This is a genomic window from Streptomyces sp. CB02414 (genome assembly GCF_001905385.1).
Classification (GTDB): Bacteria; Actinomycetota; Actinomycetes; order Streptomycetales; family Streptomycetaceae; genus Streptomyces.
Window position 1 is genome coordinate 110745 of the sequence record NZ_LIPF01000005.1, and the last position, 20596, is coordinate 131340.

Below are 20596 nucleotides of genomic sequence, written 5' to 3' on the forward strand. Positions count from 1 at the left end.
TCCGCGACGCTCCAGTCCGGTAGGCCCGTCTTGCCCAGGCGCCGGGCGATCGCCTGGCCACCGAAGACCAAAGGCTTCACCGTGACGGTCAGTCGCAGCGGATACAGGGGCTTCCCTTTGTCGCTCACAGGATCGGCTGCCCGCCGGTGACAGCGATGCGGGCCCCGGAGACGTAGCTGGCCTCGTCGGAGGCGAGCATGACGTACACCGGTGCCAGTTCGGCCGGCTGGCCCGGTCGGCCGAGCGGTACCTGGGAGCCGAAGTTCTCGACCTGCTCTGGCGGCATGGTCGCGGGGATGAGCGGTGTCCAGATGGGTCCCGGAGCTACGCTGTTGGCTCGGATGCCCTTGGAGGCCAGCATCTGGGCGAGGGAGCCGACCATGTTGGCGATGCCCGCCTTGGTGACGTCGTAGGCCAGCAGTTGCGGCGGCGGGCTGTCGGAGTTGACCGAAGTGCTGCCGATGATCGCAGATCCGGGCCGCATGTGGGGTACGGCGGCCTTGGTCAGGTGGAAGAAGGCGCTGAGGTTGATCGCCAGCGTACGGTCCCATTCCTCGTCGGGGATGTCCGTGATCCAGTCGCGCGTCATCTGGTGGGCAGCGTTGTTGACGAGCATGTCGATCCGGCCGAACTCCCGCACGGCAATGTCGATGACCGCCCGGCAGTGTGCCGGGGCGGCGACGTCTCCGGGCACCAGCACGCACGTACGGCCGGCGTCTCGAACCCAGCGCGCGGTCTCCTCGGCGTCCTCGTGCTCGTCGAGGTAGGAGAGCAGGAGGTCAGCGCCCTCACGGGCGTAAGCGATCGCCACCGCACGTCCGATCCCGCTGTCTCCGCCGGTGATCACGGCCGCTTTGCCGGTCAGCCGTCCGGACCCTCGGTAGCTGTCTTCACCGTGGTCGGGCTCGGGCACCATCTCAGTGGTCGCACCGGGCGGGACCTGCTGCTGAGGAGGCTGAGACATCACGGCTCCAAAGGTGACGCGTACTAGGGGGGCGGCACCGAGCGCCTCGGAACCTGGTGGGACGGTCGGAGCGCCGAGTACCCCGTCCCTCCTGATCCCATCCGTAGGGTGCGTCCTGCCGCTTCACCGCTCGCGGAACGCGGAGCCGCGTCAGGGAGCAGCGGGGACAGTTCCTGGTCCGGCTCGTTGAGAAGCGTGACGCATGAACCGCGCGTCGTCGGCAGCGTCCCGCACAACACGAGAGGAAACGGCGTTCCAGGATTCTGGCCCGGCAGCGGCCCCGCCGCTGCGGCTGGCCCTCGGTGCCGCGCAGGGGGCGGACCGAGCTTGGCACTCGCCCGCTCGGCGTCGGCGAAGCTCCCCTGAGTGTCCCTCGCCGTCCCGCGGGCACTCGGCCCGCGAACGGGGCCAAAGAGGAGGAAGTGTGCAGCTGTCATTCCTGACACCATTGTTCGATCGTGGTGGGCCGTGGGCCACCGTGTACTTCGATCCGGCTCAGAACGACGAGTCGGGGGCCAAGCGACGCGAGCTGTCCGTACGGGAGGCGTGCCGCGCGTTGGATGAGGAGGGTGCCGACGCGGCGACCGTCCAAGCCGTGCGGGAGGCGTTGACGGACATCGGGCCCGCGGAGGACCCGGCCGGTCGCGTGGTCTTCGCCGCTGGAGGGAACGTGGTTCTCAGCCACCGTCTCTCCCGGCCGCCGCAGGGTCAGATCGCCTGCTGGGCCCCTCTGCCCAGGCTGACGCCGTTGCTGGAGCTGTCCAGTCAGGACCCGGACTGCCTCGTGGCGTACATCGACCGGACCGGCGCCGACTTCGAGCTGCGCGGCGCGGCGGGCCCGCAGGACGCAGGCCGGACGGAGGGGCAGCAGTGGCCGGTCCACCGTACGGCCTCGGTGGACTGGTCGGAGCGGCACTTCCAGCTCAAGGTCGAGAACACCTGGGAGCACAACGCGGGCGAGATCGCCGAAGCGCTGGGGACCGCGTACGAGGAGAGCGGCGCCGACCTGGTCGTGCTGGTCGGTGACCCCCGTGAGCGGCCTGCCGTGCGTGACCGGCTCCCCGAAGCGCTCCGTACGGTGACGGTGGAAACCGAGCATGGCGGGCGCGCCGCCGGCTCCTCCTCTTCCGCGCTTGAGGGAGCCATCGAGCAGGCGCGGCAGCAGTACACCCGTCGGCGCGTCGATGCGGCGCTCGACCGTTTCAGCGCCGGGAAGGTGGGCACCGACAGGCAGACGGACGCGGTCGAGGGTGTCCCCGCCATGATCGAGGCTGCCCGGGAGCACCGCATGGACACGCTCCTGGTCCGTCCCGGCGGGCCCGACCTGGCGCGAGAGACGTGGATCGGCACGGAACCTGATCAGGTAGCGGTGCGCCGGACCGACGTGCAGACCCTCGGAGAGGGCGATCCGATCTCCGTGCGTGCCGACGACGCACTGCTGCGGTCGGCAGCCGTGACCGCGGCCGACGTGCTGATCGTTCCCTCTCCGGACGAGGACGGTTCCGAGGGTTCCGATATCCCTGTGGGTGGCCTCGGCGCCCTGCTGCGCTGGACTTACGAACCGTCCCAGACCTGACGAAGCGCACAAGAGAGTCGAGGTCAGCTCATGGAGCGGGGCAGCAATCCGGTCAGTCCGCGCAAGGACGATGAGATGAAGCACGAGTTGGAGGGCCACCTGCGCGGGTAGTCCGACCAGTGTCTTCAGGGCCGCTTTCAGATCGCTGCGGGACAGCTGACGAGGAACGAACGGCCCTTTACGGCGGGGTGCGGCACCACACAGGCGGCCGAGCTGGTGAACGGTGCGGGAGGTGGCCACGGCGGCGCGCGGACGCTCCCACTGGATGCGGGCGGCGAAGTCTCGCAGTTCGTGGCGCACCCGTCGTCGTACCTGCCTCACCAGCTCGGGCGCGGGAACGCTGTCCTGATCCAAGTAGTCCCGTGTCAGGCGCCCGGCGCCAAGCGGTAGCGAGGCAGCGAATTCCGGTGTTCCGTCGCGAGCCGACCGTCTGCCGGGACCCGCTCGGCGAGGTGCAGCCGCCGCTTGCTGGTGTGCACGGGCAGCGGAAGGCCCCCGTCCTGCTCGGTGATGACCAGCCTCACCGTGTTCGAACCGACGTCCGCTACCCCGAGTCGCATGGGCAGTGAGTACCCACGGGCCGACTCGTACGCCTGTGCATCACCAGGCTCCGCCATCGCAGGCGCGACGCCCCAGTTTCGAGGGTCCCCGGCAGGACACCCAAAAACGGCCATAAGGTGCACGCTTGTCGAGCCACCTGTGCAACCGTGAAACGCGAAGGGACGGAGAGGACACATGAAGGCTGTCGTGTGGCACGCACTGGGAGACATACGTCTGGACGACGTGCCGGAACCGGAGATCAAGGACCCGTACGACGCGATCGTGAGGATCACGACGTCAGCCGTCTGCGGCACCGACCTCCACTTCGTCCGCGGCACCATGCCCGGCATGCGGGAGGGACGCATCCTCGGCCACGAGGCCGTCGGCGTCGTGGAGGAAGTCGGATCCGGGGTGCGCAACCTCCGTCCCGGTGACCGAGTGGTGGTGCCGTCCACCGTGGCGTGCGGCACGTGCAGCTACTGCCGTGCTGGCTACTACGCGCAGTGCGACAATGCCAACCCGGGCGGCCGGAGGGCGGGCACCGTGTTCTTCGGCGGCCCGGAGGCCGCCGGGGGACTGGATGGTCTGCAGGCCGAGTACGCCCGTATCCCGTTCGCGCACGTCGGACTGGTCCCGCTGCCGGACACCGTCGATGACGCACAGGCCATCCTGCTCTCCGACATCTACCCCACTTCGTGGTTCGGGGCACGGCTGGCGGAGGTCGGAGACGGCGACACCGTGGCGATCGTGGGCGCCGGACCGGTCGGGCAGGCGGCCATCGCCTGCGCCCGTCTCCAGGGAGCCGGGCGCATCATCGTCGTCGACGGCCTGGCGGACCGGCTGGACCTGGCACGCGACCAGCATGCCGAAACGGTCGACTTCAACGCCGAGGATCCGGTCGAGGCTGTCCTGGAGTTGACCGGCGGCATCGGTGTGGACCGCGTGATCGAGGCCGTGGGTGTGGATGCTCAGCGGCCGTCCCATGGCCCGGCGGCCGACGCACTGCGTGATCAGGGCGAGCAGTTCGCGCACGAACGCCAGGAGGCGGCTCCCGAACGGAACCCGGACGCAGACACGTGGGTTCCCGGCGACGCCCCGACGCTGGCCGCCCGCTGGGCGGTGCAGATGTCGGCGAAGGCCGGCACCATCGGCACGGTCGGTGTCTATCCGCCGCAGGTGCAGCACTATCCGTTCGGCGAGGCGTTCATGAAGAACCTCACGCTGAAGATGGGCAACTGCAATCACCGCCGATACGTGCCCGAGCTCGTGTCCATGGTCGCCGCCGGCCGGCTCGACCCCACCCCGCTGATCACCCGCTGGGTCGGAACCGAGGACGCGATCGATGCCTACCGCACCTTCGACCGGCGGGAAGCGGGCTGGACCAAGGTGACTCTCGGCGTGGCGGGCGACGGCTCGGTCGCCCCTGGCCTGGGCGAAGCGGCCGGCACCGGAGCCGCCACCACCGCCGGCACGCAGGGACCCAGGACGACGGACCAAGGCAGCCGAGGTGACCGATCATGACCGCCAAGGCCGGTGAGAAAGCGCAGAAGACGGGCGACTTCTACTGCGCGCACTGCAGCGAGAAGGTGCATGTGACACAGGGAGACAAGATCCCGTCCTGCCCCAACGGGCACAAGGAGTTCGAGACCCGCAGGAACGAACCCGGCAACAAGTCCTGAACGGAAGCTTCGGCACCAAGGGACCTCGCGAGCACGGTCGCCTCAAACGCAGCGCTCCTGGCCACGCCGTTGTGCCGATGCCAGGCCCCGACGCTGGAGAAGGCGACCCAGCGCGGGAGGCCAGCAGTCGGCCGTCTCGCCGACCCCAGTGAACGCCCTGGGTCCGTTGGAAGCGGAGCTCAACGCACCGAGGTTCTGATCCTCGTCCGCTTCGAAGAGCAGGAAGCCACTCGTGCACCCGGTGCCGGTGGGGACTATCGATCCGGGGGCTTTCCCTCACCTCTGCGCCGACGGGTCACGCGCCGTTGTCGTCAGGGCACCGCGTGCCCGCCTCTGTCTGCCGCGGTCTCCGCCGAATGCCCCGCCTGCGTTTGTGCGTCCCGGCCCGGGGATACACGGTCGTGGCATTCCGGTCATCACAGTAGCAAGGGGCATCGCATGGGCCACGGCGGGGACGTTGTCGCGGAGCTGACCACCGATCACCGCGAGGTAGAAGAGCTGTTCGGGAAGATCGAAAGTTTGAGCCCGGGTGATGAGCAGCGCAAGAAGTACGCAGATCAGGCCGTGATCGAGCTGGTCCGGCACTCGGTGGCCGAAGAGGCGTACCTCTATCCGGCCGTCCGGGAGTTCCTGCCCGACGGCGACAGGGTCGCCGACAAGGAGATCGAGGATCACGCCGAGGCCGAGCGGACGATGGAGGAACTCGAGGGTCTCGAGGCCGACGACCCCGAGTTCGACCGGCTCATTGGCGAGCTGATGGCCGAGATCCGCTCACATGTCCGCTATGAGGAGGACAACCTCTTCCCCCAGCTGCGGTCGGCGACCACCGAGGACGAGCTGATGAAACTGGGCGACAAGGTCCGGCAGGCCAAGAAGACCGCCCCTACACGGCCGCACCCCTCGGCCCCGGACACCCCACCCGCCAACAAGCTGCTGGCTCCGGGCGCGGGCATGGTGGACCGCGTCAGGGACGCCCTCACGGGGCGCGGCAAGGACTGACGAGAGCGGCGGCTCCAGTGGAGTTCACGGCCGGTCGTGGCAGGCACCGCTCGGGACGGGGCATGCCACGACCGGCCGCGGTATGCCCCGCCCCGGCGCGTGGTTGTGTACGTCGGCGACTCAGCGGTTTCGCATTGGAAGGCTGTTCATGGACCCTGTCGACCTGCCCTCGCCCGTCGTCCGCTGCGCGCCGGTACGTACTGATGCGGGCGCACTGGAACGGGAGCTGCTCGCCCGTGTCGACGGTGAGGTCCGCTTCGATGCGGGTGAGGCGGCGGGGTTCCGGGTCAAGGTTCCGGAGGCGTCGGTGTGCTGTGGACTGGCCTGGATCTCCACCGGGCAACTGAACGTGGCGAAGAGAGTTCTCGGGCACACGATCGACGTCCTGCGCGAGGACCTGCGCCGGGGCACGCCCGTGGTGGGACTCGAACCCAGCTGCACCGCCGTCTTCCGAGCGGACGCGGCCGAACTGCTCCCCAAGGACCCTGACATCGAGCGGCTGCGGAAGCAGACCCGGACTCTGGCCGAGCTGCTCGTCGAACGCGCCGACGACTGGCAGCCGCCGGCCGTCGACGCGCGGGCAGTGATCCAGCGGCACTGCCACCAGTACGCCGTCATGGGCTTCGACGCGGAACGGAACCTGCTCGAACGGGCCGGCGTGGACGCCGATGTGCTGGACGCGGGCTGCTGCGGACTGGCCGGCGACTTCGGCTTCGAGAAGGGCCACTACGAGGTGTCCATGGCCTGCGCGGAGTCCGGTCTGCTCCCGGCCGTGCGAGCCGCCGACGACGCGACACTGGTCCTCGCGGACGGCTTCAGCTGCCGTACCCAGGTCGAGCAGGCCGGCACCGGGCGCACGCCGCTGCACCTTGCCGAAGTGCTGGCGGCGGCCCTTCGGGGGCAGGACACCGAACCGGAACGTCCATCGTCCCCGGGGCCCCGCGCCCTGCTGCCTCTGGGGGCCGTCGGCGCGGCGGCGGCAGCCCTGGCGGCGCTGGCGGCGGTGCGACGCTCCGCCCGTAACTGCTGACGCGCACACACCGCGCGACCTGTGCTCGTTGTCTCAGCGTGCGCGGACGAGGTCGCCGAAGGGGAGGGAGCCAAGACCATGGAGGGTGTCTGGTCGTTCGGACTGGCCGTGCTGATCGTGGCACTGGCCGGCATGGCCGCGCTGGGGTCCAACTGGGTGAGCGAACGTGCCCGCATCCCGGCCCCGGCGTTCTTCCTCGTCGGGACCGCCGTGGCGGTGGACGTCTTCCCGCAGCTGAGGAAGCTGTCGATGGCGACGGTGCAGGACGTCGTCACCATCGCCCTCGTGGTGCTGCTGTTCCAGGGCGGTATGGACATCGGCTGGCGCCGCTTCAAGCCGGAAGCCCGCGCCATCCTCTCGATCGGTGTGCTGGGCACTTTCGCCACCGCCGGTCTGCTCGCTGTGGCGGCCCACCTCTTGCTCGGCCTGGACTGGCGCATCGCCCTGCTGCTGGGCACCGCGCTCGCGCCCACCGACCCGGCCGTCGTCTTCTCCGTCCTCGGCCGTCGGAAGATCACCGGCAGGACCGGTGTCCTGTTGCCCGGCGAATCCGGTGCCAACGACCCCGTGGGCATCGCCTTGATGGCCGGCCTGCTGGGCACCTCCGCCGGATCGGCGCTCGGCACCGCGGGCCACACCGCGCTGCTCTTCGTCCAGGAGATGGCCATCGGCGCGGTGCTGGGAGCGGCGGGTGGCTGGGGGCTGAAGTTCCTGATGCGCAAGGTGCCGTTGCCGGCCGAAGGGCTGTACCCGCTGCGCACGCTGGCCGGGGCGTTCGCGGTCTACGGGCTGACGACGGTGGCGCACGGTTCCGGTTTCCTGGCCGTCTTCGTGGCCGGTGTTCTGCTCGGCGACGTCCGCGCCCCCTACAAGAAGGAGATCGAACGCTTCCACACGGCGCTCGGCAGCTTGGGGGAGATCGTAGCCTTCGCCGTGCTGGGACTGACCGTGCCGCTGTGGACGTTCACCAGGGAAGGGGCCTGGACGGACGGCCTGCTCCTGGCGGTGCTGCTGGCCTTCGTGGTGCGGCCGGTCGTGATGGCCGCGCTGTTGTGGCGGATGCGCCTGAGCATCGGCGAACGGGTGTTCCTCGCCTTCACCGGTCTCAAGGGCGCCGTTCCGGTGCTGCTCGGCAGTTATCTCGTCAGCTCCGGGGTTCCGGACGCCGACCGCCTGTATGACGTGGTGTTCGTCGTGGTCGTCTTCTCCGTCATCGTGCAGGGCTCGCTGGTGCCGACGGTGGCCCGGTTGTGCAAGGTGCCGATGCGCTCGGTGGAGCTGGAACCGTGGGCGCTGGGCGTGCGGCTGAAGGACCGCCCCGAGGGAGTCGTGCGCCATGTGGTCGAGGAAGGGTCCGCGGCCGATGGAAGCAGGGTGGATGGGCTGGACATCGGCGAGGACACCTGGATCAGCATGGTCGTCCGCGAGGGCGGCATCATTCCGGTGAGCGGGTCAACGCAGTTGCGGGTGGGCGACGAGGTACTACTCATCACCGGCGACAGCGACGAGGAGTGCGCGGGCCCGTTCACCGCCGGGCGGGAGTGACGAGTGGCGTTGGTGACGCTGAGCAAGCCGAGTCTTCGCCTACGGCGTTTCCCTGCGATGCCCAGGGTTACCCGTGGCACTGACGTCCGCCGCCGTGCGGGAACCACCGAAGCAGGAACGGAGCGCCGCCCATGGCGAGCATGAAGGTGTCGGACTACATTCTCCAGCGGTTGCGCGACTGGGACGTCGACCACGTCTTCTCCTACGCCGGCGACGGCATCAACGGGTTGCTGGCCGCCTGGGGACGGGCGGACAACGACCCGAAGTTCGTGCAGGCGCGCCATGAGGAGATGGCCGCCTTCCAGGCCGTCGGATACGCCAAGTTCTCCGGCAAGGTCGGGGTGTGCGCGGCCACCTCCGGGCCGGGCGCGATCCACCTCCTGAACGGCCTGTACGACGCCAAACTCGACCATGTACCGGTCGTGGCGCTGGTCGGGCAGACCAACCGCAGCGCCATGGGCGGCTCCTACCAGCAGGAAGTCGATCTGGCGAGCCTCTACAAGGACGTCGCCTCCGATTTCTGCGAGACGGCGACCGTGCCGGAGCAGCTGCCGAACCTGATCGACCGTGCCATGCGCACCGCCTACGCCAGGCGGACCGTCACCGCGATCATCCTGCCGGCCGACGTGCAGGAGCTGGACTACTCGCCGCCGGGCCACGCGTTCAAGATGGTGCCGTCCAGCCTGGGACTGGGCCGCTCCGCACCGGTGCCGTCCGATGAGGACCTCCAGCGGGCCGCGGACGTGCTGAACGCCGGCGAGAAGGTCGCCGTCCTCGTCGGACAGGGCGCCCGCGGAGCCCGTGAAGAGGTGGAGCGGCTGGCGGAGGTGCTCGGCGCCGGCGTGGCCAAGGCCCTCCTCGGCAAGGACGCGCTGCCGGACGACCTGCCGTACGTGACCGGCGCGATCGGCTTGCTGGGCACCCGCCCCTCCTACGAGCTGATGCAGGACTGCGACACCCTGCTGATGATCGGCTCCAGTTTCCCGTACACGCAGTTCATGCCGGAGCTCGACCAGGCCAGGGCGGTGCAGATCGACATCGACCCGCACATGATCGGCCTGCGCTACCCCTTCGAGGTGAACCTCGTCGGGGACGCGCGCGAGACACTGCGGCGGCTGCTGCCGCGCCTGCACCACAAGGAGGACCGCGCCTGGCGGGACAAGGTCGAGAAGAACGTCTCCCGCTGGTGGGAGGTCATGCAGCGCCGGGCAGCCGTGGACGCCGACCCCGTCAACCCGGAGTACGTCGTCCACGCCCTGGACGGCAGGCTGCCCGACGACGCCATCGTCACCGCCGACTCCGGCTCCGCCGCCAACTGGTACGCCCGTCACCTGCGTTTCCGCGGTCGGATGCGCGGCTCCCTGTCCGGCACGCTGGCGACGATGGGCCCCGGCGTGCCCTACGCGATCGGCGCCAAGTTCGCTCACCCCGACCGCCCGGCGATCGCCCTGGTCGGCGACGGCGCCATGCAGATGAACGGCATGATGGAGATGGTCACCGCGGCGAAATACCACCGTGAGTGGTCCGACCCGCGGCTCATCGTCGCGGTGCTGAACAACGGCGACCTCAACCAGGTCACCTGGGAGATGCGGGCCATGTCCGGCGCCCCGCAGTTCGAGGAGTCGCAGCACATCCCCGACCTGCCCTACGCCGACATCGCCCGCAGTATCGGCCTGGACGGCGTCCGGGTGGAGAAGCCCAAGCACGTCGAGGCCGCCTGGGAACAGGCGTTGGCAGCGGACCGCCCGTTCGTCATCGACTTCCGCACCGACCCGGCCGTGCCGCCGGTCCCGCCGCACGCCGAACTGGACCAGATCGAGGCCGCGGCCACCGCGATCCTCAAGGGTGACAGCGACCGCGGCTCCATGATCAAGCAGGGCTTCAAGGCCAAGGTGCAGGAGATGCTGCCCGGCAGTCGCCACCGCGGCGACCGACCCGGCGCCACAGACGACAGCGGCGACTGACGACGGCCGCCGACTGTGCGCGGCAAGGGGGCAGGCGCCTCTTCGCCTCACTTGAGTCGGCCTGCTCGGGAGGCGGGCACCCACGCGCGTGTGAGCCGCCTCGTTCGTGGTACTTCGCCCGGCATGGCTGGTATGGAGCTCAGCAGCGCCGCGTTCCGCGACTACGCCATGATTCCCGACCGCTATGCCAAGGGCGGCGAGAACTCGCACTGCCGTGCGAGGACCCGGACGCCCCGTCGGGAACCTTCGTGCACTGGCTGGTCACGGGCATCGACCCGCACTGCGGGGAACTGGACACCGAAGAGACGCAGCCGGGCAGCCAAGCGCACCGCAACGGCTACGGCGAACAGGGCTGGGGCGGCCCCAAGCCCCCGGAGGGAGACGAAGCGCCGCACGCGTGGGCGGAGCCGGGGGAGTGGACGAGGGACGCGGCCGAGGAGGTCGGGCAGCGCGGGCGAGCGGTGATGCCCCTCGTGGACCGGCAGCAGCGGGCGGTTCGGATGCCGCGGCGTCTTCCGCGCCCAGGAGGCGGCGGACGGGCTCGTGGGTGCTGGTGGCCCGCTCAGCAGTTCAGACCTTCACCGGCCCGTCGTACGGTGTGACGGGCCGGTGGCGTTGAGGCGCGGGTCGCTCAGTTGCCGACGGGGGTGAACGAGTAGCCGAAGGTGTCCATGACCACCGAGAAGTTCGTGGTGCGGTTGCCGGCCTCGTGCCACACCTGGCACTTGTAACCGGTGTCGGCGCCCTTCTCGACGGCCTTGACAGCCGGTATCTCGTCACACGTCAGCTTCTGCTCGTAACCGCCGCTGTCCTCGTGACGTTCCCAGAACTCCTGGTAGACGCGCTTGGCTACGAGGAGGTCCTTCTCCTGCTGTGCGTCGTACCGGATGAGGAAGTCGCCTGCTCCGTAGTCGTCGGCGATCTTCACCGTGAAGGGGATCTCGACGCCCTCGTAGGAGGCCGTGCACGTGCTGGCCGCGGAAGCCTTGAGGGTGACGCCCGCCGGGCAGTCGGCGGTGGTCTTCCCGTTCACCTTCGCGGCCCGCAGCAGGTCCTTGCGCAGCCTGTGCTCCACCTTCTCCGTGAACTCCGAGCTGCTGTCGGGCTCGGGCTGTGGCGTCTTGAGGTCGTCGTTGTCCTGGACGACTTCGGCCTGGGCCTGCGTGAGTTCGACGGCGAGCGGCTTGCTCTGCGGCTTCTGCTCCTGCTGCCGCGAGCCGCTCCCGGCCGAGTTCCGGCTGTTGTTGTCCCCGTTGTCGCCGTCTCCGTCGGACCCGCATCCCGCGGTGAGCAGAACCGCGGCCACGACGACTGGGGCGATCTTGCGTATGCGCATACCCCTTACTGTAAAGCCGGGGTAAAGCCCGGCCGGGACAGGGGGGGCACCCCTGGGGCCGGCGCAGGCGCGAATGCCAGGACTCAAGCGACCGCTACCGACAGTGACCATTTCTGATCTCTTCTGAGTGGCTCGCGATCGTTCTCCGGCCTCTTCGGAACGGAACCTTCCCCGGCTTATCGGTCTGTCGTACGAGGCCTCATACCAGAGCGGGACGTTGTCCGAGGGACTTTGGCAACTGCCCATCGCGCATGCCGCTCGGGCGACTACTGTCAGTGTCCGTCGGGCGGCGTAGGTCGCCTGTCCGCGTGGCGTCCGTCCGACGCGCGCACCCCAGGCCCGACGGACCAACGGACCAGTACGAGGACCCCGATGTCTCACCTCCGCGCCCCGGCCGCGCGAGCAGACCGCCGCGAGGGCGGGCGGCACGGCCGGCCGGCCTCCCGTACCGCCCCCGCACTGCCCGAGACCCACATACGGCCCCAGCTCCTGCGCCTCGCCGTACTGCCGCCCGTCGCGGTCGCCCTCAGCGCCTGCGCGGTCGTCCTGTTCACCATCCGGTCCACCGGCGTCCGGCCCGGCCCCGTCCTGTGGGGCGTGCTCGCCGGGGCGGTCTCGGTCACCGTCGTGGCCGTCGTCATCGCCGCCGTGGCCGCCGGCCGTACCGCCCGCTCCGTGCACGACCGCGTCGGCGCCCTGCGGCGCAGCACCGCGCGCGGCGAGGGCGATCTGCGCGCCGTGGTCGAGGCGTTGCGCCGCGGGGAGACCCCGCCCCAGCGCAAGCCGCGCGGTGGACCGCCGGACGACGCCGACGACTTCGAACTGCTCGCCGCCGACCTCTCCCGCGCCCACGACGGCGCCGTCACCGCCGTCGTCCGCGCCGCCCAGCTCTCCAGCCAGGCGGGCAGCGAGCAGAAGCTCGAGGTCTTCGTCAACCTCGCCCGGCGCCTGCAGTCCCTGGTGCACCGGGAGATCTCCATCCTGGACGAGCTGGAGAACGAGATCGAGGACCCCGACCTCCTCAAGGGCCTCTTCCACGTCGACCACCTCGCCACCCGCATCCGCCGCCACGCCGAGAACCTCGCCGTGCTCGGCGGCGCCGTCTCCCGGCGGCAGTGGAGCAACCCGGTCGACATGACCGAGGTGCTGCGCTCGGCCATCGCCGAGGTCGAGCAGTACTCACGGGTCCGGCTGGTCCCCCCGATCGACGGCACTCTGCGCGGCCACGCCGTCGCCGACGTCATCCACCTGCTGGCCGAACTCGTCGAGAACGCCACGCTGTTCTCCGCCCCGCAGACCCAGGTGCTGATGCGGGCCAACCTCGTCACCTCGGGCCTCGCCGTGGAGGTCGAGGACCGCGGGCTCGGCATGCCCGTCGCGGAGCAGAGCCGGATGAACGCCCTGCTCGCCGACCCCGACCAGGTCAATGTCGCCCGCCTTCTCGCGGACGGCCGCATCGGGCTGTTCGTCGTCTCCCAGCTCGCCAAGCGGCACGGCATCACCGTCCGTCTGCAGACCAACATCTACGGCGGTGTCCAGGCCGTCCTGGTCGTGCCGCAGGCCCTGTTGGGCGCGGAACCGGGCGTGCTGTCGGAGGGTGGGGTCCGGTCGGAGCAGGGCGCCGGTACGGAGGCGGTGCCGCAGCAGCCGCGGTCCGCGCCCCCCGCGGTGCGACCGGCTCCGGCCGACGGCCCCGGTCCAGTTGTTCCTTGGTCCGTCGTCGTGCCCGACTCGACAGGACCGGCTCCCACGGCGCCCGGTCTCTCCGCCCCCGTCGCACCGCCGGCTGCTCCTCGGGCGGGCAAGGGCGAGCCGGCGCCGCTGCCCGTGCGCGGTGCCCGCGAGGACCGGCCCACGCCGGCCGCCGCCGTGCCCGGGGTCCGGCCGGCCGACCGGGGCGTCATCGCCGAGCACGCGGCCACCCCGCCCGTCCCGCGCCACAGCGCGGTGCGCGGCACCATGGGCAAGCCTCAACTGCCCCGGCGCCGCGCCCAGGAGCACATCGCCCCGCAGTTGCGCGGCGGCCCCGCACCGCGCCAGGAACCCGAGCAGCACGCCGGTCACGACCCCGGCCTGATGGCGGCCTTCCAACGCGGCATCGGCCTCGCGGAGGCCCAGCAGCGCATGGAGCCGATCCCCGCCCAGCCGACCCTCCTCACGCCGCTCTCCGCCGAACCACCCCGCACGGAGCCACCCTCCATGGACCCTGCACCGATGGACCCGGCACCGATGGAGCCCACCCGCAGGGATCCCGCCGGATGACGGCGATCTCCCCCACGACCACCCCCAAGACCACCCCCACTTCCACTCCCACGACCAGCGCTCCCGCAGACCTTCGTACCCCAAGGAGTCGATCCACCATGGCGAGCGATGCGCCGACCGGCCAAGTGTCCGACCTCGACTGGCTGATGAGCGGCCTCGTCCAGCGCGTACCGCACACGAGCAGCGCGGTACTCCTGTCCGCCGACGGACTGGTCAAGTCCGTCCACGGTCTCGACGCGGACAGCGCCGACCACATGGCGGCCCTGGCCTCCGGCCTGTACTCCCTCGGCCGCAGCGCCGGCGTCCGCTTCGGCGACGGCGGCGACGTACGGCAGGTCGTCGTCGAACTCGACTCGACCCTGCTGTTCGTCACCACCGCCGGTTCCGGCACCTGCCTCGCCGTACTCGCCGACCGCGAGGCCGACGCGGCCGTCCTCGGCTACGAGATGGCGATGCTGGTCAAGAGCGTCCGCCCCTACCTCGTCACCGCCCCCCGGCAGTACGCCGTCGAACCACCGGCGATGAGGCCTTGAGGGTGGCCGCGGCCGGCGACGGGCCCTGGCTCGACGACGCGGCCGGACGGCTGGTGCGCCCCTTCACCGTGAGCAACGGCCGTACCCGGCCCACCGTCGCGCTCGACCTGATGTCCCAGGTGATGGCCACGGGGGCGACCCCCCTCGGCTACCTCGGTCCCGAGCACGCGCAGGCACTCGACCTGTGCCGGGCGCCCCTCCCGGTCGCCGAGCTCGCCGCTCACCTGAGGCTTCCGGTGGCAGTCACCAAGGTGCTGCTGTCGGACCTCGTGGACTGCGGCGCGCTGACCACCAAACCCCCCGCCGCGTTCCACCACGACCCAACGGACCGGGCCCTTCTGGAGGCAGTGCTCGATGGACTACGACGACAGCTCTGACTACGGCCACGGATCCGGACCAGGATCCGGCCACGACACCACCGACCCCTTCCCCACCGCGCTGAAGATCCTCGTGGCGGGCGGGTTCGGCGTGGGCAAGACGACCTTCGTCGGCGCGGTCAGCGAGATCGCGCCGCTGAGCACGGAGGAACTGCTCACCACGGTCAGCGCCGCCACCGACAACCTCGACGGAATCGAGAACAAACTCGAAACGACCGTGGCCATGGACTTCGGCCGCATCACCCTCGACCCGGAACACGTGCTGTACCTGTTCGGGACGCCCGGCCAGGAACGCTTCTGGTTCATGTGGGACGAACTGTGCGAGGGTGCGCTCGGCGCCGTGATCATCGCCGACACCCGGCGGCTCGACGAGTCCTTCGCCGCCGTCGACTTCTTCGAGGAGCGCGGCCTCGGCTTCATCGTCGCGATCAACGAGTTCGACGGAGCCTACCGCTACGACCCCGAGGAAGTGCGTGCCGCCATGGACCTCCATCCCGAGATCCCCATCGTGCGCTGCGACGCCCGGATCTCCAGTTCCGGCGTACAGACCCTGCTCACCCTCGTACGCCACCTCATCGACCACACCCCGGCCTCCACGACGGGGTACGGGGCCGGAGCCCGCCCATGAGCTATGACCCGCCGCGCCCGGTCGGACGCCTGCTGCTCACGCCCGAGGACCGGGAGGCCCCCGCCCGGGTGCGACGGCTGCGCCGGCTCGGCCTGGTGGAACGGCCGGACCCGGCCCTCGACACGTTCGCGGCCCACCTCGCGCACCTCGCCGAGGCGCCGTACGCGATGGTCAACTTCCTGGTCGAGGGCGGGCAGTTCTTCGCGGGTCTGCGGGTGCCCGAGACACCGCCGGTGACGCGCGACGACGGCAGCAGCGCCGAGTACGGCCGCGTCCAGCCCCGCGACCATGGCTTCTGCCCCCACGTGGTGGTCCGGCGCAAGGCGCTGGTCCTGGAGGACGTGCGCGACTACCCGCGCTTCGCTGGCAACCCGGTGGTCGACACGTTCGGCATCCGCTCCTACCTCGGCGCCCCCCTCATCGACAGCACGGGGACGGTGCTCGGCACCGTGTCCGCCTCCGACGTGCGGCCCCGCACCTGGGGGACGGCGGGCCTGGCCACCATCAAGTCGACCGCGGCCGACCTGGTGCGGCGCATCGAACGCAGCGCGGAGGACGGGCTGCCGCTGTGAATCGCAGGACAACCGGGCGCCCGGGCCGGGCAGCGTGAAGGAAAGCTGCGGCCGGGCTTAAGAAAGGCTCGATGGACCGGGGACGGTGTCGTACGGCAGATTGCTGTGCGATTCCCCTCCCCATCCCGGACGCGGGCAGCTTCGGCGTGCCCGGCGCCGGGACCTCACCCCGTCAGGAGCCGTAGCGTTGAAGGCGCTGGTCAAGGAGAAGGCGGAGCCCGGGCTGTGGCTCGCGGACGTGCCCGAGCCCGCCGTCGGACCCGGTGACGTACTCATCAAGGTGCTGCGCACCGGCATCTGCGGCACCGACCTGCACATCCGGGCCTGGGACGGCTGGGCGCAGCAGGCCATCCGCACCCCGCTCGTCGTCGGCCACGAGTTCGTCGGCGAGGTCGTCGAGACCGGCCGCGACGTCACCGACATCAAGACCGGCGACCGCGTCAGCGGCGAGGGCCACCTCGTCTGCGGCAAGTGCCGCAACTGCCAGGCCGGACGGCGCCACCTGTGCCGTGCCACCGTCGGCCTCGGTGTCGGCCGGGACGGGGCGTTCGCCGAGTACGTCGCCCTGCCCGCGTCCAACGTGTGGGTGCACCGCGTCCCCGTCGACCTCGACGTCGCCGCGATCTTCGACCCGTTCGGCAACGCCGTGCACACCGCGCTGTCCTTCCCGCTGGTCGGCGAGGACGTCCTCATCACCGGCGCCGGCCCCATCGGCCTGATGGCCGCCGCCGTCGCCCGGCACGCCGGCGCCCGCAACGTCATGATCACCGACGTGAGCCAGGAGCGCCTGGACCTCGCCCTGAAGGTCGGTGTGAGCCTCGCCCTCGACGTCTCCAGGATGACCATCGCCGACGGACAGCGCGAACTGGGCCTGCGCGAGGGCTTCGACATCGGCCTGGAGATGTCCGGCCGCCCCGAGGCGATGCGCGACATGATCGCCAACATGACGCACGGCGGACGGATCGCGATGCTCGGCCTGCCCGCCGAGGAGTTCCCCGTCGACTGGGCCCGGATCGTCACCTCGATGATCACCCTCAAGGGCATCTACGGCCGCGAGATGTTCGAGACCTGGTACGCCATGTCGGTGCTGCTCGAAGGCGGCCTGGACCTCGCCCCGGTGATCACCGGACGGTACTCCCACCGCGACTTCGAGGCGGCCTTCGCCGACGCCGCCAGCGGCAAGGGCGGCAAGGTCATCCTCGACTGGACCGCGTAAGACGACCGCGTAAGACGACCGCGTACGCCAACGCGTAAGCCAACTGCCTTCCTAGGAGCTTCCGAGATGTTCGACTCCGTGCGCGACGACCTGCGCGCCACCCTCGACGAGATCCGCGCCGCCGGTCTGCACAAGCCCGAACGCGTCATCGGCACCCCGCAGTCCGCGACCGTCGACGTCACCGCCGGCGGCCGCCCCGGCGAGGTCCTCAACTTCTGCGCCAACAACTACCTCGGCCTCGCCGACCACCCCGAGGTCGTCGCCGCCGCCCACGAGGCGCTGGACCGCTGGGGCTACGGCATGGCCTCCGTGCGCTTCATCTGCGGCACCCAGGAGGTCCACAAGGAACTGGAGGCCCGGCTCTCGGCGTTCCTCGGCCAGGAGGACACGATCCTCTACTCCTCCTGCTTCGACGCCAACGGCGGCGTCTTCGAGACCCTCCTCGGCCCCGAGGACGCGGTGATCTCCGACGCCCTCAACCACGCCTCGATCATCGACGGCATCCGCCTCTCCAAGGCCCAGCGCTTCCGCTACGCCAACCGCGACCTGGCCGACCTGGAGACCCAGCTCAAGGCCGCGGGTGACGCCCGCCGCAAGCTGATCGTCACCGACGGCGTCTTCTCCATGGACGGCTACGTCGCCCCCCTCGCCGAGATCTGCGACCTGGCCGACCGCTACGACGCCATGGTGATGGTCGACGACTCGCACGCCGTCGGCTTCGTCGGCCCCGGCGGCCGCGGCACCCCCGAGCTGCACGGCGTCATGGACCGCGTCGACATCATCACCGGCACCCTCGGCAAGGCCCTCGGCGGCGCCTCCGGCGGCTACGTCGCCGCCCGCGCGGAGATCGTCGCCCTGCTGCGCCAGCGCTCCCGGCCGTACCTCTTCTCCAACACCCTCGCCCCGGTGATCGCCGCCGCCTCCCTCAAGGTGCTCGACCTGCTGGAGTCGGCCGACGACCTGCGCGTACGGCTCGCCGAGAACACCGCCCTGTTCCGCCGCCGGATGACCGAGGAGGGCTTCGAGATCCTCCCCGGCGACCACGCGATCGCGCCGGTGATGATCGGCGACGCGTCGAGGGCGGGCCGACTGGCCGAGCTGCTGCTGGAGCGCGGCGTGTACGTGATCGGCTTCTCCTACCCGGTCGTGCCGCAGGGCCAGGCCCGCATCCGCGTGCAGCTGTCCGCCGCCCACTCCACCGAGGACGTCAACCGCGCGGTGGACGCCTTCGTGGCGGCGCGGGCGGAGCTGGACGCCTGACGCGTGCGTGACCCGCACGCACCGGTGAGAGAATCGATCCCGTGATCGAAGCGCGGCGGCTGCACATCCTCCGGGCGGTGGCGGACCACCGCACCGTGACGGCGGCCGCCGCCGCGCTCTACCTCACCCCCTCGGCGGTCTCCCAGCAGCTCGCCGCCCTGGAGCAGGAGACCGGTCACCGCCTGGTCGAGCGCGGCGCCAAAGGCGTACGGCTGACCCCGGCCGGCGAGATCCTGCTCAGCCACACCAACGCCGTACTGGCCCAGCTGGAGCGCGCCGAGGCCGAGCTCGCCGCGTACAGCTCGGGCGAGGCCGGCACGGTCACGGTCGCCTCCTTCGCGACCGGCATCGCCCTGGTCGTCGCGCCCGCGCTGGCCCGCCTCGCCGAGTCGGCGCCCGGCATCCGCATCCGCGTGCAGGACGCGGAGGGCGACGCCAGCCTGCCGATGGTCCTGGACCGGCAGGTCGACGTGGCGGTAGCCGTCGAGTACCGGGGGGCGCCGCCCGCCGACGACCCCCGCCTGACCCACGTCCCCCTCTACGCCGAGCCCTTCGACGCGGTCGTCCCGGTCGCCCACCGGCTCGCCGACGCCGCCGAGGTCCCGCTCGCCGAGCTGGCCAAGGACTCCTGGATCGGTCCCTACCCGGGCAACCCGTGCCACGACGTCGTGGTCCTGGCCTGCGAGAACGCCGGCTTCCAGCCCCGTATGGAGCACTCCTCGGACGACTTCCGCGCGGTGGTGTCCCTGGCGGCCGCCGACATCGGCGTGGCGCTCGTCCCGCGCTCGGCGCTGCACGGCACCGACCTCACCGGTGTCGTCGTCCGCCCCGTCGACGGTGTCGCGCCCACCCGCCGCGTCTTCGCCGCCGTACGCCGGGGCGCCGAGGAGCACCCGCTGATCCGCCCGGTGCTGGACGCACTCGGCGAGGCGGCGCGGGCGTGAGGCTTCCGTAACACGGACGTCTCATCCACGGGATAGCTTCCCGAATATGAGAGACGACGTCGATTCCGTGGACGCCCGCCTCGCCGCGAGGCTGACCGAACTGCGCACCGAACACGGCTGGTCCCTGGAGGAGCTGGCGGAGCGCACCGGGCTGAGCCGGTCCACGCTGTCGCGGACCGAACGGGCCGAGACCAGCCCCACCGCCTCCCTCCTCAACCGGCTGTGCGCGGTCTACGGACGGACCATGTCCCGGCTCCTCAGCGAGGTCGAGGCGGAACCCGCGCTGCTGGTACGGGCCGCCGAACAGCCGGTGTGGGAGGACCGGCCGGCCGGGTTCGTGCGCCGCTCGGTGTCCCCGCCGCACGCCGGACTGCGCGGCGAACTCGTCGAGGGCCGCCTCGCCGCGGGCGCCGACATCGCCTACGACCGGCCGCCCGTCCCCGGCCTCGAACAGCACGTCTGGGTCCTGGACGGTGCCCTGGAGATCACGGCGCAGGACGTCGCGCACCACCTCGCCACCGGGGACTGCCTGCGGATGCGGGTGTGGGGGCCGACGCGGTTCCGGTGCGCCGGACCCGCGGACGTGCGCTACGCGCTGGCGGTGGTGCTGCCGTGAGGGTGAGCCGGGTCGACGAGCACGGACTGACGGCGCGGCTGGACGGGTTGGCCGCTCTGCTGGCCGACACGGTCGCGGGCGGCGCCTCCGTCGGTTTCCTCGCCCCGCTGGGCCACGAGGAGGCCGCCGCGTGGTGGCGCGGGCGGGCCGCCGCCGTGGCCGCCGGCCGGCTCGCCGTGTGGGTGGCGCGGGAGGACGAGCGGGTGACCGGGACAGTGAGCCTCGCGCTGCCGGACATGCCCAACGGCCGCCACCGCGCGGAGCTGGTCAAACTCATGGTGTCCCGCGAGGCCCGCGGCAGGGGAGTGGGCCGCACGCTCCTGGCCACCGCCGAGGAGGCGGCCGCGGCGGCCGGCATCACCCTCCTCCACCTCGACACCGAGAGCGGCAGCCCCGCCGAACACCTCTACCGCTCGGCGGGCTGGACCCGGACCGGGACCATTCCCGACTACGCCGCCGGCCCGGGCGGCGAGCTGCGGCCGACGACGCTGTACTTCAAGCAGGTCGGCGTCTCCTCCGTCGCCGGGTGATTGTCAGTGGCGGCGGCTACGGTGC

General features: G+C 71.0%; 19 protein-coding genes and 2 pseudogenes. 18 read left to right on the forward strand and 3 right to left on the reverse strand.

Translation table 11 applies throughout. The features are described from left to right. Window positions 1–124: 124 nt before the first annotated feature. Entirely contained in the window at window positions 125–964 is an 840-nt protein-coding gene (locus tag AMK11_RS17550) for an SDR family oxidoreductase (protein ID WP_198941392.1), read from the reverse strand. A gap of 424 nt (window positions 965–1388) precedes the next feature. On the opposite strand from AMK11_RS17550, the gene AMK11_RS17555 reads away from it, so the two are divergent. Then, a complete protein-coding gene (locus tag AMK11_RS17555; RefSeq protein WP_073728175.1) occupies window positions 1389–2540 on the forward strand; it encodes a baeRF2 domain-containing protein in 1152 nt (383 codons plus the stop codon). Window positions 2541–2642: 102 nt separating this feature from the next. Here AMK11_RS17555 and AMK11_RS36910 read toward each other — a convergent pair. Then, window positions 2643–3100 (reverse strand): annotated as a pseudogene (locus tag AMK11_RS36910) (Ppx/GppA phosphatase family protein); the annotation flags it as partial. Window positions 3101–3275: 175 nt separating this feature from the next. On the opposite strand from AMK11_RS36910, the gene AMK11_RS17575 reads away from it, so the two are divergent. From AMK11_RS17575 to AMK11_RS39125, 7 genes and pseudogenes are all read left to right on the forward strand, one after another. Further along, window positions 3276–4601: a zinc-dependent alcohol dehydrogenase gene (locus tag AMK11_RS17575; protein WP_073728179.1), complete on the forward strand. Its 1326-nt coding sequence runs from the start codon at window positions 3276–3278 to the stop codon at window positions 4599–4601. Continuing rightward, window positions 4598–4759, forward strand: a complete 162-nt coding sequence (locus tag AMK11_RS17580; RefSeq protein ID WP_073728181.1) for a zinc ribbon-containing protein — start codon at window positions 4598–4600, stop codon at window positions 4757–4759. The genes AMK11_RS17575 and AMK11_RS17580 overlap by 4 nt, the downstream gene beginning before the upstream one ends. Before the next feature lie 438 nt (window positions 4760–5197). Then, window positions 5198–5758, forward strand: coding sequence for a hemerythrin domain-containing protein (locus AMK11_RS17585; protein ID WP_073728183.1), 561 nt, complete (start codon window positions 5198–5200; stop codon window positions 5756–5758). Between the two features lie 268 nt (window positions 5759–6026). After that, a pseudogene (locus AMK11_RS17590) lies at window positions 6027–6788 on the forward strand ((Fe-S)-binding protein); the annotation flags it as partial. A 21-nt stretch (window positions 6789–6809) separates the two neighbouring features. Beyond that, window positions 6810–8333 carry a cation:proton antiporter domain-containing protein gene (locus AMK11_RS17595; RefSeq protein WP_198941393.1) on the forward strand — a complete coding sequence of 508 codons (1524 nt, stop codon included), beginning with the start codon at window positions 6810–6812 and terminating at the stop codon, window positions 8331–8333. A gap of 140 nt (window positions 8334–8473) precedes the next feature. Beyond that, window positions 8474–10297 carry a thiamine pyrophosphate-requiring protein gene (locus tag AMK11_RS17600; RefSeq protein WP_073729010.1) on the forward strand — a complete coding sequence of 608 codons (1824 nt, stop codon included), beginning with the start codon at window positions 8474–8476 and terminating at the stop codon, window positions 10295–10297. Window positions 10298–10506: 209 nt separating this feature from the next. Then, window positions 10507–10899, forward strand: a complete 393-nt coding sequence (locus AMK11_RS39125) for a hypothetical protein (protein WP_338012650.1) — start codon at window positions 10507–10509, stop codon at window positions 10897–10899. 29 nt (window positions 10900–10928) lie between these two features. Here the strand turns inward: AMK11_RS39125 and AMK11_RS17610 are convergent, their stop codons facing one another. Next, window positions 10929–11633 carry a hypothetical protein gene (locus AMK11_RS17610; protein ID WP_073728189.1) on the reverse strand — a complete coding sequence of 235 codons (705 nt, stop codon included), beginning with the start codon at window positions 11631–11633 and terminating at the stop codon, window positions 10929–10931. A 372-nt stretch (window positions 11634–12005) separates the two neighbouring features. Here AMK11_RS17610 and AMK11_RS17615 point away from each other — a divergent pair, with 372 nt between their 5' ends. The 10 genes from AMK11_RS17615 to AMK11_RS17660 all read left to right on the forward strand — a co-directional run bounded on the left by AMK11_RS17615 (window position 12006) and on the right by AMK11_RS17660 (window position 20571). Further along, window positions 12006–13895, forward strand: coding sequence for an ATP-binding protein (locus AMK11_RS17615; RefSeq protein WP_073728191.1), 1890 nt, complete (start codon window positions 12006–12008; stop codon window positions 13893–13895). 98 nt (window positions 13896–13993) lie between these two features. Beyond that, a complete protein-coding gene (locus AMK11_RS17620; RefSeq protein ID WP_073728193.1) occupies window positions 13994–14428 on the forward strand; it encodes a roadblock/LC7 domain-containing protein in 435 nt (144 codons plus the stop codon). Window positions 14429–14430: 2 nt separating this feature from the next. After that, window positions 14431–14805: a DUF742 domain-containing protein gene (locus tag AMK11_RS17625; protein ID WP_019330485.1), complete on the forward strand. Its 375-nt coding sequence runs from the start codon at window positions 14431–14433 to the stop codon at window positions 14803–14805. Continuing rightward, complete coding sequence (locus tag AMK11_RS17630) at window positions 14783–15433, forward strand: GTP-binding protein (protein ID WP_073728195.1); 651 nt, start codon at window positions 14783–14785, stop codon at window positions 15431–15433. Before AMK11_RS17625 ends, AMK11_RS17630 begins: the two co-directional genes overlap by 23 nt. After that, complete coding sequence (locus AMK11_RS17635) at window positions 15430–16005, forward strand: GAF domain-containing protein (protein WP_073728197.1); 576 nt, start codon at window positions 15430–15432, stop codon at window positions 16003–16005. Before AMK11_RS17630 ends, AMK11_RS17635 begins: the two co-directional genes overlap by 4 nt. Before the next feature lie 187 nt (window positions 16006–16192). Then, on the forward strand, window positions 16193–17221 hold the full coding sequence (gene tdh / locus AMK11_RS17640; RefSeq protein WP_073728199.1) for an L-threonine 3-dehydrogenase: 1029 nt from the start codon (window positions 16193–16195) through the stop codon (window positions 17219–17221). A gap of 66 nt (window positions 17222–17287) precedes the next feature. Then, window positions 17288–18481: a glycine C-acetyltransferase gene (locus AMK11_RS17645; protein ID WP_073728201.1), complete on the forward strand. Its 1194-nt coding sequence runs from the start codon at window positions 17288–17290 to the stop codon at window positions 18479–18481. A 41-nt stretch (window positions 18482–18522) separates the two neighbouring features. Then, complete coding sequence (locus tag AMK11_RS17650) at window positions 18523–19425, forward strand: LysR family transcriptional regulator (protein WP_073728203.1); 903 nt, start codon at window positions 18523–18525, stop codon at window positions 19423–19425. Window positions 19426–19471: 46 nt separating this feature from the next. Continuing rightward, on the forward strand, window positions 19472–20041 hold the full coding sequence (locus AMK11_RS17655) for a helix-turn-helix domain-containing protein (protein ID WP_073728205.1): 570 nt from the start codon (window positions 19472–19474) through the stop codon (window positions 20039–20041). Further along, window positions 20038–20571, forward strand: a complete 534-nt coding sequence (locus tag AMK11_RS17660) for a GNAT family N-acetyltransferase (protein WP_073728207.1) — start codon at window positions 20038–20040, stop codon at window positions 20569–20571. The genes AMK11_RS17655 and AMK11_RS17660 overlap by 4 nt, the downstream gene beginning before the upstream one ends. Window positions 20572–20596 lie beyond the last annotated feature (25 nt).